Genomic DNA, 12436 nt, shown 5'->3' on the forward strand with positions numbered 1-12436 from the left:
CCCGGCATGGGGCGCGGAGAATACGGACGATCCTACCGGACACCGTAAATTCAACGGCTACCGCCACTGATCGATGTAGGGTATCTTGCGTATCCATCGTTTTAGAGATGGGAGTGCGCGTGGGTTACCTTCAGGTCATCATGAGTATCGACTCCTGGGAAAGCGCTGACCGTATCGGCAGGCTCCTGGTGGAGGCGCGTCTGGTCGCCTGTTTCCAGGTGATCGGGCCGATGAGCAGCACCTACCGCTGGAAGGGCCAGATCGAGCAGGCCGAGGAATGGCTCTGTCTGGCGAAAACGACCACCGAACGATTCGACGAGCTACATGAGCGGCTCGTGGTCCTCCACCCCTACGAAAATCCCGAGATCATTGCGACGCCGATCGTCGCCGGCCATGCCGACTATCTGGGCTGGATCAGCGCCGAGACGGCACCCACCGTCAGGTGAGTGCCCGCAGCTGCTCGTCGAACCCGCGCACGGCCTGGGTGTGCTGCCAGGGCCGCAGGTGCTCCCGGGCGCGGCGGATACGGGCCAGGCCCAGCGAGAAGTCCGTCTGGGCCACGATCGCGAGGGACTCGGCCGCGAAGTGGCAGGCCGCCTCGATCTCCCGCCGCTGGATGTGCACCTCCGCGATGTCGCTCATCAGTAACGACCGCTTCTTCGTCGCACCGGGAGCGGCCGCCCGCAGTGCCTCGGTGGCCGCGGCGTAGGCCGCGGCGGGTCGCCGTAGCCGCGTGTAGGTGGTGACCTTCAGGCCATCGAGCCGGCCCCGGTCGAAGAACTGCGTCCAGACCCGGTCCCCGTTGCTCTCACCCCGGTCGAAGGCATCCTGGGCACGGTCGAGGGCGGCCAGCGCCGCCCGGCCCTCGCCGCGGGCGGCCTGCTCCTCAGCCTCCCGGGCAGCCAGCCAGGCCCTGGTCATCACCGTGCTGCCCGTGGCGGCCCGTCGCTGGGCCTCACCGAGCAGCGCGCAGGCCTGGTCGTGGCGGCCACGGCTGGCGGTCTGGTAGCTCTCGTAACCGAGCACGCAGGCCCACAGGGCGTTGTCGTCGGCCTCGCGGGCGGCCTCGATGGCCACCCGGTAGTAGGCGACGGCCGCGGGCAGGTCGTTCATGTCGAACGAGAGCCATCCGGCGAGCGCCGCCGTCTCCCCGGCGGTGGAGGTCAGCTCACGGCGCACCGGGGACCGGCTCATGGTCTCCAGCAGCTGACTGAGCCTGCTCAGATGCCCGGTGACCCGCTGTATCAGGATCCGGGCGGGAACGCGCTCCTCCAGGCCGTACAGCCCCGCGGTGAGCTGGCCCAGCTCGTCGGCGAGCTCCGGGGTCACCGTGCTGCGGCGGCGCAGCGCCGCCGAGAGGCGCTCCCAGGGCGGGGTGTCCGTGACGCCGTTCATGGGCACGACGGCGACGCTGCCCGCCGCGGCGAAGAGCCGGAGAAAGTCCCGACGTTCCACGGGCATACCGTTCGTGTCGATCATGTCGGCGCCGGGGTGAAGCACGAGTGTGCCCGCGGCGCCCGTCTCGCAGGCCGCCTGTTCAAGGTTCATCGACGCGGCGACGGCCGTACCCTGACTGGTTCCGCCCAGCGGTGCTCCGGTGGCGGCGGGAATCGCTTCGTCGTCCACGAAACCGAGCTCCGCCGACGACCGGCCGAATAGCGCCCGCAACAACCGCTGATAACGCAGGCTCGGTTTCTTGTCGCCCTTCTCCCACTTGCAGATCATGTTGCCGGTCACCCCGGCCTCGCGACCCTCGTGGATGACGGAGAACCGACGGATCTCGGTGGCGAGCCGTTCCTGCGACCAGCCCCGTTCCTCCCGGCTCAGCCGCAGCCGGATGTTGGGTGTGCGGGTGGCGGGCATCCTGCCGCCACCGGATACCTCAGGTGCTGGCGCGGAGGCCACCGGTGCGCGGAGAACTGCCGAAGGACCGGTCGTGAGCTGCATCGGAGCCTCCGAAGTCAATCGGTTGACTCCAGGAGCTTAACCCTCTGTGAGATAAGACGGTCATGCTCGGGCGTGGTCCCTTCGGGACCATCTACGGCAAAAGTGTGGTCATTCCGACGCGCCTGCGACCGCCAGCGTCTTCGCCGAGTGTCGCCTTCTAGAGTGTGATGGCGTGAGAGCCGGCCCCCTCGACCGAAGCCCTCGTCCACGACGTCCCGTTCCCCCAGCCCGACCGCTGCGCGCGTGGCAGCGTGCGGCCCTGGAGACCCACCGGTCACGGTCGTCGTCGGGCGCCCGGGACTTCATGGCGGTCGCCACCCCGGGGGCCGGGAAGACAACCTTCGCCCTGCAGGTGGCCGCCGACCTTCTCACTGCCGGCGAGATCAGTCGGATCACCGTCGTCGCGCCCACCGAGCACCTCAAACGCCAGTGGGCCGTGGCCGCGGCGGAGGTTGGTATCGACCTCGATCCGGACTTCCGCAACTCGGCCGGGGTGACATCCTCCGACTACACCGGTGTCGCCGTGACCTACGCCCAGGTGGCGGCGCATCCGACCCTGCACCGCGCCCGGACCGCCGCGCGCCGCACTCTGATTGTCCTGGACGAGATCCATCACGCCGGTGACGCGCTGTCATGGGGTGAGGCGATCCGGGAGGCATTCACCCCGGCCGCGCGGCGCCTCGCGCTGACTGGTACTCCGTTCCGCTCCGACGTCAACCCGATCCCTTTCGTCACCTACCTGCCGGGCCCCGACGGGGTGATGCGCAGCATCGCGGACTCCTCCTACGGCTATGCCGAGGCGCTGCGCGACGGGGTCGTCCGCCCGGTGCTCTTCCTTGCCTACTCGGGTGAGATGACCTGGCGGACCAGTGCCGGCGCGGAACTGAGCGCCCGGCTCGGGGAGCCGCTCACCAACGAGCAGACCGCCGCCGCGTGGCGCACCGCGCTCGATCCGGGCGGGGACTGGATGCCGGCGGTGCTCGCCTCCGCCGACACCCGGCTGTCCCAGGTGCGGGCCGGCGGCATGCCCGACGCGGGCGGGCTGGTCATCGCCACGGATCACGCGGCCGCGCGCGCCTACGCCGTGCTGCTCACCCGGATCACCGGCACCTCGCCCGTGCTGATCCTCTCCGACGACCCGACCGCGTCGACCAAGATCGCCGACTTTCGCCGGTCGGCCGACCGGTGGATGGTGGCGGTACGGATGGTCAGTGAGGGCGTGGACGTGCCCCGCCTCGCGGTCGGGGTCTATGCGACCTCGGCGTCGACCCCGCTGTTCTTTGCCCAGGCCGTCGGGCGGTTCGTTCGGGGCCGCGGTCACGGGGAGACGGCGTCGGTCTTCCTCCCGAGCGTGCCGTCCCTGCTGGCGCTAGCCGGCGAGATGGAGGTCCAGCGGGACCACGCTCTGGAGAAGTCCCCGCGCGATCCGGACGCCTTTGACGACGACGCGCTGCGGGACGCCAACCGGCGCAAAGACACCCCCGACAAGCCGGACACCTTGTTCACGGCGTTGGGATCCTCGGCCCATCTCGACCGAGTGATCTTCGATGGCGGCGAGTTCGGCACCCCGGCGGCCCCCGGGTCCATCGAGGAGGAGGACTTTCTGGGCCTGCCGGGCCTGCTGGAGCCCGATCAGGTCGCGGTCCTGCTGCGCCAGCGGGAGGCTGCCCAGCAGGCCGCCACGCGCCGTGCCGCCGCCCGTGCCGACGATTCGGTCCCGGCCGTCCCGCCGGCCCGCGAGGGCGTGCAGCCGGCGGCCGAGGCGGCTACCCGGCCCGTGCACGAGGTGATCGGCGAGCTGCGCAAGGAGCTGAACCGGCTTGTCGGCGCACACTTCCACCGCACGGGCAAGCCCCATGGGATGATCCACGCCGAGCTGCGCCGGACCTGTGGCGGCCCGCCGAGCGGCCAGGCCACCGCTGCGCAGCTCCAGGCCCGCATCGACACCATCCGCCGCTGGGCCGGTTGACCGGCGGGTCAGCCGCCCTGGGCGATCGTGATCGAAAGAATCTTCGGCTTGCTCGCCGGGGCACCGTCGGAGCCGCCGCCCTCGACGCCGGGCCCGGTGAGCTTGTCGAGCACGTCGAGTCCCTTGGTGATCTTCCCGAAGACGGTGTAATTGCCGGCGAGCGCCGCCGCGCCCTGCGGGGTCGGGTTCTGGTAGTTGATGAAGAACTGACTGCCGTTGCTGTCCGGCAGTTGGCTGTGCGCCATCGCCAGCACGCCTCGGTCGTAGGTCACGCCCTGGGTGTTCTCGTTGGCGTACCCGTACCCCGGGCTGCCGTTGCCGGTGCCGGTGGGGTCGCCGCACTGCAGGACCGAGATGCCCGCGTCGGCGCCTCCGGTCTGGCGGTGGCACGCGGTGCCGTCGAAGTACCTGGCGCCGGCGAGCGTGCGCAGGGCGTGCACCGTGCATGGTGCCTTCTGAGCGTCCAAGGCGGCCGTGATGGTGCCGGCGCCGGTGGTGATCACCATTGTCGCCGGGGACGTGTCGACGGTGGCCGCGGCCGCCGGCAGGGTGGCGCCGCGGGCCGGGGTCTCCCCGTTGGAGGTGTAGGTGCACTGCCCGACCCTGCTGGTCTGCCGGGGGGCGGCCGATTGTGTTGGCTCGGTCGCGGTGGGTGCGGTCGCGGTGGGTGTGGTCGTGACACCGGCGGCGGCCACGTCGGGGTGGTCGTCCTTGCCGGTGAGCAGGATCGCGGCGATCGTCGACGCCGCGACGACGATCGCGATGAATCCGGAGACGACCGCGAGCCGCTGCTGACGGCGGCGATGGGCGAGCCGGCGCCGCTCCGTCTGTCGGGCCGCCCGGGCCTCGGCGAGCTCGCGTTGACGTCGCTCCCTCGAACTGGCCACCGTCGCCGGCCTCCCTCGCTTCTGATGTGGTCTGCTGCTTCTGGCATGGTCTGGTTCTGGTGCGGTCTGGTTCTGGCGTGGTCTGTGCACCGTAACCGGTGAGCGGCGGATCGCCCCGCATGGTGCCTGCCGGGGCGGGTGCCTACCGGGCCGGGAGCGGACCGGTGAGCGGGCCGGACGGCTGGTAGCGTTACCGCAAAGCACAATGCGGTACCGATCAGAGGCTGACGCGATTCTATGCTCAATAAGCGCTTTATCCGGGAGAATCCGCAGGCCGTGAAAGACGCGGTCGCGGCCAAAGGCATTGATCTGGATGTCGATGAACTGCTACAGCTCGACCGGGACAATCGCAAACTGCAGTTCGAGGTGGACGAGGCGCAGGCTCGGCGCAAGAGCTTCGCGAAGCAGTTCGCCGGGGCCGACGCGGCCCGGCGGGCCGAGCTGCGGGCCGAGCACGAGGCGTTCGACCGCCAGCTGAAGGACCTGCGCGAGCAGCTGGCCCGGACCGGGGCCCGGCTGTCCGAGCTGATGCTGCTGGTGCCGGGCATCCCGTGGCCGGGTGCGCCGGTGGGAGCCGATGAGTCGGCCAACGTGGTGTTGCGGACCGTCGGCGAGCCGCCGGAGTTCGACTTCACCCCGCTCGACCACACGGCACTGGCCGAGAAACGAGGGTGGGCGGAGTTCGCCCGGGCCCGGCGGGTCGCGGGGGAGCGGGCGTACGCCCTCGTCGGTGACATGGTCATGCTGGAGCGCGCGGTGCATTCCTATGCGCTCGACCTGCTGCGCGGGCTGGGCTTCATCCCTGTGTCGGTGCCCGCCCTGGTCCGGGAGGAGCCGCTCGTCGGCACCGGGATGCTACCCAAGGCCCGCGAGGAGATCTACGCGATCCCCGCTGACGGGCTTTACCTGGCGGGGACTGCCGAGGTGGCCCTTGTCGGCCTGCATGCCGGGGAGATTCTCGATGTGGGCCGCCTGCCGATCCGCTACGCCGGCATCTCGCCGTGCTTTCGCCGGGAGATCGGCAGCGCCAGCCGGGACGTCCGCGGTCTGCTGCGCGTCCACCAGTTCGAGAAGGTCGAACAGTTCGTGCTGTGCGCCGCCGACGAGGCCGAGTCGGCCCGCTGGCATGCCGAGTTGCTGGCCACCGCCGAGCGGATCCTGTCCGACCTCGGACTGTGTTACGAGGTCGTCGAATGCGCCACCGGGGACATGGGCGTCGGCAAGTTCCGGATGAACGACATCAACACCTGGTTCCCCTCGCTCGGCCGATTCCGCGAGACGCACAGCTGCTCGACGCTGCACGACTGGCAGGCGCGCCGGGCGAACCTGCGCTACCGCGACACCGACGGCACCGTGCGTTTCGCGCACACGCTCAACAACACCGCCGTGGCGACCCCACGGCTGCTGGCGGCGTTGCTGGAGAACTTCCAGACCGCCGACGGCGAGGTGCGCGTTCCCGAGGCGCTGCGGCCCTACCTGGGGGGCCGTGAGCTGATCTGAGGCATCCCGTGGCCGTGGCCGCGACGCGCCCGGGCGGCCCGGACCAGGGCGGGCCCGGCGACCGCCAGCCGGCGCGGGAGCCCGACTGACACGCGGCGTTCGAGCACCCGGTAGTCGGCGCGCTCGACCTCGTCGAGGATGCCCCGGTAGAGGACGAATGCCGTCCGCAGGCAGTCGCGTGAGGTTGGGTGCAGCAGGCGGATGCCGGGCTCGGCGGCGCGGAACAGCTCCCGCGCCCGGCTGATCTCGAAGGCCAGCAGCCGGCGGACCGGCCCGTCGACGATGCCGGCGGCCAGCTGCTCCCGGGTGACCCCGAACAGGTCCAGCGAGGTCCGGGGCAGATAGACGCGGCCGCGCCGCAGATCCTCGCCGACGTCGCGGATGAAGTTGGCGAGCTGGAAGGCCATCCCCAGGTCGCGGGCATAGGGCAGGGCGCTGTCGTCCACCGGCTCGAGGATCGGCACCATCTGCAGGCCGATCACCGCGGCCGATCCGTGCATGTAGACGGTCAGCTCGTCCCAGGTCGCGTACTCCGTCACGGTGAGGTCCATCGCCATCGAGGCCAGGAACGCCGCGAAATGGTCCGGATCGAGCTTGAAGCGGTGAATGGTGTCGACCACCGCAGGCAGCACCGAGACCTCCGCGCGGTGCCGGTCCCTCCCGGCGCCGACGATCTCGGCGCCGACGATCTCAGCGTCGGCGTCGACGGCGGGTGTCCCCGCCCGCAGCGCCGCGAGGAACCGGCCGCCCCACTCGTGCAGCCAGCGCGCCCGCTCGGCCTCGGTCAGCGTGGAGTCGAGATCGTCGACGATCTCGTCCGCGTAGCGGGCGAAGCCGTACAGCGCGTGGACGTGGGGCCGCTTCCACCCTGGCAGCAGCAGGGTGGCCAGGTAGTACGTGCGGCCGTGGGCGGCATTGAGCGCCCGGGCCCGCGCGTAGGAGGAACGTAGTCGAGGATCGATGATTCCGGCCGCGTCGAGCTGACCCACGTTAGTCAGCGTAGCCACCCAGCGAGGCGAATATCGACGGCTCCCGTCCGATCGGGGCCGACCTGCCCCGGGACGTCCGGTCGACCCCCCTCGTCGGCGTCGATCCCTTCACGGAAGCCGGGACGCGAACGCCAGGGACGTCGCCGCCGCGGCGAATCCCAGCCCCAGGGACAGCCCGAGGAACCAGGTGGTGACCTCCCGGTATTCGGTCCGGTACCCGATCGAGCTACCGAGCCCCCGGTAGACCGAACGCAGTTCGTCGCCGGAGGTGGCCCGATGGTACGAGCCGCCGGTCTGCTCCGCGATGTCACGGAGCGCCTGCTCGTTGACCGGCACCGGCACCTCCTGACCGCCGACGTCGAGCGTTCCGTCGGCGGTGCCGTAGGCGATGGTGTCCACCGGGATACGGGCTTGCCGTGCCGTCTCGATCGCCTGGTTGTTCGGCCGCCCACGGGTGGTCTCCCCGTCGGAGAGCAGCACGATGGCGGCCGGAGGCGCGCTCTGCCCCGCGTCGGAGAACCGTTTGCCGGCGGTGGTGATCGCCTGGAGCGAGGCGAAGATCCCTTCGCCGACGGCGGTCGCGGGACCGAGCTGCAGGCCGCTGATGCCGGCGCGGACCGACTCGCGATCGGCGGACGCGGGCACCAGGACCGTCGCGCTGCCGGCGAACGAGACCAGCCCGAGGTTGATACGGGGAGGGAGCTGGTCGACGAATGCCGAGGCGCCCTGCTTGGCGGCCGCCAGCCGGGTCGGGGCGATGTCCGTCGCCGCCATCGAGTTGGAGACGTCGATCGCCAGGATGATCGTCGCGCGTTCCCGGGGAACCCGCTCGGCCCGCGCCGGTCGCGACAGGGAGAACACCAACCCGGCGAGGGTGAGCAGCAGCAGCGCCGCCGGGACGTGACGGCGCCACCACTGCGGTCGGCGGGGAAGCACCGAGGACAGCAGCGACGCCGACGACAGCCGGGCGGCATACACCCGCCGCCGCGCCGAGACCAGGACATAGGCGATCAGCAATGCGCCGACCCCCAGGTACAGCCACAGCCAGTGCCCGGCCAGGAAGCTCATCAGGTGCCTGCCCGACTGGTGGCGGGCGCCGCCGTGCCACTCTGGTTGGCCCGACCCACGGGCGGGCGGCGGCCGGCGCCCCGGCCGCGCCGGTTCGCCGAGGCGAACCGGACGATGTCGACCAGCCAGTCCGAGTCGGTGCGCAGGACCAGATGGTCGGCGCCGACCCGGCGCAACGCCAGCGAGACCGCGCTGCGGTGGGCGACGGCGGCCGCGGCGTAACGTTCCCGCAACCGCCGCGACGACGTCGGGACCTCGACGAACGCCCCCGTCTCGGCGTCCACGACGGGCAGCAGCCCGACCGGCGGCAGGGTCAGCTCGAGCGGGTCGACGATCTCGATGGCGAGCACCTGATGCCGCGCCGCGAGCACCCGCAGCGGCCGTTCCCAGCGCAGGTCGGTGGACAGGAAGTCGGAGACGACGACTGCGAGCCCGCGGCGCCGCGGCGGGTGCAGCAGGTCCTCCACCGCCGCGGCGAGGTTGGTGGCCGCCGCCGGGTCGGGCCGGCGGCGGGGCCGGTCGTGCGCGCCGCGAGGCGCGGTGATGAGCGTGTGCAGCAGCGCCCGCAGCCCGTCCCGGCCGGGACGGGCTGGGATCGCCCGTGGACCGGCCTGGGTCAGCGCGATCGCGCCCATCCGGTTGCCGGTGCGGGCGGTCAGGAAGCCGACCGCGGCCGTGGCGGCAATCGCCAGATCACGCTTCTGCCAGGTACCGGTGCCGAACTCGGTGCTGGCGGTGAGGTCCACCAGCGCCCAGGTCTCGAGCTCCCGGTCGGCGATGAGATCGTGGACGTGGGGGACGGTGGTCCGGGCCGTGACGGCCCAGTCCATCCGGCGCACATCGTCACCGACGGCGTACTCGCGGCTCTCGGCCTTCTCGCTGCCCTGACCGGGCAGCAGCCCGAGATGATCGCCGAGGAGCATGCCGTCGAGACGGCGGAGCACGGTCAGTTCGAGCCGGCGCAGGGTCCGCTCCACCGCCGGATCGGTCGCCGACATGGAGCCGGCCCGGAGCCGGCCCGCGGGGTCCGTCATCCGGGCGCACCTTGGTCGAGGTATTCCGGGAAGCCCGAACGCGGGTTCGTCCCCCACCCGCCGGCCTGCGGACCGGCGGGGTAGGAGGGGCCCTGCTGGCGGGGCGCCACCTGAGGCTGCGGAACCACGCCCAGGATCCGGGCGGCGATCGCGTCCGCGGTCAGCCCCTCGGCCAGCGCCTCGTACGAGAGCACCAGGCGGTGGGGCAGGACGTCCAGGGCGACCGCGGCGACGTCGTCGGGTACGACGTAGTCGCGCCCGCGCAGCAGGCCGAGCGCGCGGGCCGCCGCGACCAGTCCGAGCGAGGCGCGCGGCGAGGCTCCGTAGGCCAGGTGGCCCTCGAGCTCGGGTAGGCCCGCCTCGCCGGGGGACCGGGTGGCGAGCACCAGCCGGACGGCGAACTCGATGATGGCGTGATGGACGAACACCTCGTCGGTCCGGGTCTGCAGCCGGGTCAGCGCCTCCGGGGTCAGGACCCGCTCGGGGACCGGTGGCGAGGTGCCCATCCGCCGGACGATCTCGAGCTCCTCCGCCGGGTTCGGGTAGGGGACGTTGACCTTCATCAGGAACCGGTCCCGCTGCGCCTCCGGTAGCGGGTAGACGCCCTCGGATTCGATCGGGTTCTGGGTGGCCAGTACCAGGAACGGCTCGGGAAGCCGGTGGGTGACCCCGCCGAGCGAGACCTGCTTCTCCGACATCACCTCCAGCAGCGCCGACTGCACCTTCGCGGGTGCCCGGTTGATCTCGTCGGCGAGCACGAAGTTCGCGAAGACCGGGCCGAGCTCGACGTCGAACGTCTCCTGGCTCGCCCGGTAGATGCGGGCACCGACGATGTCGGAGGGCACGAGGTCGTTGGTGAACTGGATGCGGACGAACGAACCGCCGACGACGGTCGCGAGGGTCTGCACGGCCAGCGTCTTCGCGACTCCGGGCACGCCCTCCAGCAGACAGTGGCCCCGGGCGAGCAGGGCGACGAGCATGCGTTCGACCATCCGGTCCTGTCCGACGATCACTTTTTTGATCTCGAACAGGGCGCGTTCGAGCAGCGCCGCGTCCGACGTGGTGTCCGGTACGGCGAGGCCGGCCGGGCTGTGCCCTTCGTCCATGGCAGCATTGTCCCAGCCGCATCGTGGAACAGGGTGCCAAAGGACTCGGCACGGCCTGGCCGGATGCCTCTTCTAAGCCGCTCTTCAGCAACTTCTCGGCGCTGGGAAATGTCCGGGGCACTGGGGTGCCAGGCTGCCGGGGTGCGTCCCGGGTCAGCGCAGGGCGCGGGAACGGTAGCCCCGGTCAGCGCCGAGGATCCGCTCCGCGGCCAGCCGGCCGGAGATGAGGACCATCGGGACCCCGACGCCGGGCCGGGTGCCGCTGCCGGCGAACACGACGTTCGCGAGGCCCGGGGCCAGGTTCGAGGGGCGGAACGGGCCGGTCTGGCGAAAGGTGTGGGCCGCCGCGAACGGGGCGCCCGCCGCCATCCCGCGGGCCCGCCAGTCGGCGGGCGTGGTGACCTGCTCCACCTCGATGGCGTCGCCGAAGCCTCGGTAGCCGTGGCGTTCGCAGGTGGCGACCACCTCGTCGCGGTAGCGCGAGTGCAGCACCGACCAGTCGAGCGGGGCGGTGAGGTTGGGTGTGGGGAAGAGCACGTAGTACGTGTGGCCGCCGGCCGAGGCCATCGCGGGTTCGGTGCGTGAGGGGGTGGTGACGAGGAAGGACGGGTCGCTCATCAGCTCGCCGCGATCGATGATCTCGCGGAAGGTCGACCGCCAGGCCCGGCCGAAGTGGATGGTGTGATGCGCGGTGTGCGGGTACTCTACGCGCCCCCCGGCCAGCAGGAGGAAGCACGAGGGCGAGTACCGCAGGCGGCGCAGACGGGCCGGCGCCGTCGAGGGAGGCAGCAGTTCGGTGTAGGCGATCGGCAGGTCGGGGTTGAGCACCACCACGTCGGCGCCGATGCGCTCCCCCGCCGCGGTGTGCACCGCGACCGCCCGGCCGCCCCGCACCTCCACCCGCGTCACCGTGGTCTCGTAGCGCAGGGTGGCACCGTGCTTGGCCGCGGCGCCGGCCAGCGCCTCGGCAACGGCGTGCATGCCGCCGGTCGGGTGGTAGACCCCGGCGACGCAGTCCATGTAGGAGATGACGGCGTAGAGGGCCAGCGCGTCGTGCGGGGCGAGCCCGGCGTACATCGCCTGGAAGGAGAACATCCGCCGGGTCCGCGGGTCCCGCAGATGGCGGCCGACGACGGTGTCGAGCCGGCGGAAGCCGCCGAGGGCGGCCAGCCGGGCGAGCTGCGGGCGCAGCAACGACAGCGGGGAGTCGACCTGCGCGTCGATGAAGTGGCGCAGCTGGGTGCGGAACATCGCGGTGACGACGCCGACGAACCGCTCGAAGCCGGCCGCCTCCGCCGGGCCGCACAACGCCCGGATCTCCTGTGCGGTGTCGGCGGGGTCGGCGCGGATGTCCAGCGACGAACCGTCGGCGAAGAACCCCCGGTACATCGGGTCGAGCCGGGTCAGCGACAGCCAGCGGTCGAGATCCTCCCCGACACAGTCCAGGGCGTCGGCAATCAGCTCGGGCATGGTCAGGACGGTCGGTCCGGTGTCGAAACGATAGTCGCCCAGTGCGAGCAGGCCGGCCCGACCGCCGGGGGTCGCCTCCCGCTCGAGCACCGTCACCTGCCGGCCGGCGCCGACCAGGCGCAGCGCGACCGACAGACCGGCGAGACCGGCCCCGACGATGACGACGTGATCCGTCGCTCCGGTCACCGTGCGCACCTGCCACCTGCTTCCTGGTCGATGGTCTTCCTGGTCGATGGTGCGGTTAACCGAGGTGGTCAGTTGCTCAATGTGAGCGCGAAGTCGCCGCCATGGCGAGTTCCGTCAGGGCGGCGAGGGTCGTGACGTCCAGATCCGCCCGCCGCGCCGCCTCGACCGCTGTGGCGGTCCGGGCGGCGATCCGTTCCTCAGCGGCGGCCACCGCTCCGCTCGCGGCGATGATGTCGTGGGCCTCGGTGACCCGGGCGGCGCGAGCCGCGGGGTTCTCGGC

11 protein-coding genes are annotated in these 12436 nt (G+C 71.6%); 3 read left to right on the forward strand and 8 right to left on the reverse strand.

Annotated elements, in window-relative coordinates; translation table 11 throughout:
* Positions 1-119 precede the first annotated feature (119 nt).
* Positions 120-446 (forward strand): divalent-cation tolerance protein CutA, encoded by a 327-nt coding sequence (gene cutA, locus AC08OU_RS16205; protein ID WP_476605234.1) that lies wholly within the window; start codon positions 120-122, stop codon positions 444-446.
* On the opposite strand, the gene AC08OU_RS16210 is transcribed toward cutA, so the two are convergent.
* Complete coding sequence (locus AC08OU_RS16210; protein WP_476605231.1) at positions 439-1947, reverse strand: helix-turn-helix domain-containing protein; 1509 nt, start codon at positions 1945-1947, stop codon at positions 439-441. The two genes, cutA and AC08OU_RS16210, sit on opposite strands and share 8 nt — an antisense overlap.
* Before the next feature lie 172 nt (positions 1948-2119).
* On the opposite strand from AC08OU_RS16210, the gene AC08OU_RS16215 reads away from it, so the two are divergent.
* On the forward strand, positions 2120-3916 hold the full coding sequence (locus tag AC08OU_RS16215; RefSeq protein WP_476605232.1) for a DEAD/DEAH box helicase: 1797 nt from the start codon (positions 2120-2122) through the stop codon (positions 3914-3916).
* 8 nt (positions 3917-3924) lie between these two features.
* Here the strand turns inward: AC08OU_RS16215 and AC08OU_RS16220 are convergent, their stop codons facing one another.
* On the reverse strand, positions 3925-4803 hold the full coding sequence (locus AC08OU_RS16220; protein WP_476599082.1) for a peptidylprolyl isomerase: 879 nt from the start codon (positions 4801-4803) through the stop codon (positions 3925-3927).
* A 237-nt stretch (positions 4804-5040) separates the two neighbouring features.
* Between AC08OU_RS16220 and serS the strand changes: the two genes are divergently transcribed.
* The gene (gene serS / locus AC08OU_RS16225; RefSeq protein ID WP_476599080.1) at positions 5041-6303 is read left to right on the forward strand and encodes a serine--tRNA ligase; all 1263 of its coding nucleotides are present in this window, start codon (positions 5041-5043) and stop codon (positions 6301-6303) included.
* Here serS and AC08OU_RS16230 read toward each other — a convergent pair.
* The 6 genes from AC08OU_RS16230 to AC08OU_RS16255 form a co-directional block, all read right to left on the reverse strand.
* A complete protein-coding gene (locus AC08OU_RS16230) occupies positions 6276-7292 on the reverse strand; it encodes a phytoene/squalene synthase family protein (protein WP_476599078.1) in 1017 nt (338 codons plus the stop codon). The two genes, serS and AC08OU_RS16230, sit on opposite strands and share 28 nt — an antisense overlap.
* Positions 7293-7400: 108 nt before the next feature.
* Entirely contained in the window at positions 7401-8360 is a 960-nt protein-coding gene (locus AC08OU_RS16235; RefSeq protein ID WP_462185978.1) for a VWA domain-containing protein, read from the reverse strand.
* Positions 8360-9394, reverse strand: a complete 1035-nt coding sequence (locus AC08OU_RS16240; RefSeq protein ID WP_462185979.1) for a DUF58 domain-containing protein — start codon at positions 9392-9394, stop codon at positions 8360-8362. The genes AC08OU_RS16235 and AC08OU_RS16240 overlap by 1 nt, the downstream gene beginning before the upstream one ends.
* On the reverse strand, positions 9391-10500 hold the full coding sequence (locus AC08OU_RS16245; RefSeq protein ID WP_476599076.1) for an AAA family ATPase: 1110 nt from the start codon (positions 10498-10500) through the stop codon (positions 9391-9393). Before AC08OU_RS16245 ends, AC08OU_RS16240 begins: the two co-directional genes overlap by 4 nt.
* A 153-nt stretch (positions 10501-10653) precedes the next feature.
* The gene (gene crtI / locus AC08OU_RS16250) at positions 10654-12165 is read right to left on the reverse strand and encodes a phytoene desaturase family protein (protein WP_476599074.1); all 1512 of its coding nucleotides are present in this window, start codon (positions 12163-12165) and stop codon (positions 10654-10656) included.
* A gap of 67 nt (positions 12166-12232) precedes the next feature.
* Positions 12233-12436: hypothetical protein (locus tag AC08OU_RS16255; protein WP_476605233.1), on the reverse strand; the 204-nt coding region annotated here is incomplete at its 5' end.

Source organism: Frankia sp. CcMO1, from assembly GCF_977945845.1.

Bases quoted from the DNA above. Each gene is read 5' to 3' on its own strand.
- AC08OU_RS16210 (WP_476605231.1), bottom strand. From the start codon at position 1,947: ATGCAGCTCACGACCGGTCCTTCGGCAGTTCTCCGCGCACCGGTGGCC.
- serS (WP_476599080.1), top strand. From the start codon at position 5,041: ATGCTCAATAAGCGCTTTATCCGGGAGAATCCGCAGGCCGTGAAAGAC.
- AC08OU_RS16235 (WP_462185978.1), bottom strand. From the start codon at position 8,360: ATGAGCTTCCTGGCCGGGCACTGGCTGTGGCTGTACCTGGGGGTCGGC.
- AC08OU_RS16240 (WP_462185979.1), bottom strand. From the start codon at position 9,394: ATGACGGACCCCGCGGGCCGGCTCCGGGCCGGCTCCATGTCGGCGACC.
- AC08OU_RS16245 (WP_476599076.1), bottom strand. From the start codon at position 10,500: ATGGACGAAGGGCACAGCCCGGCCGGCCTCGCCGTACCGGACACCACG.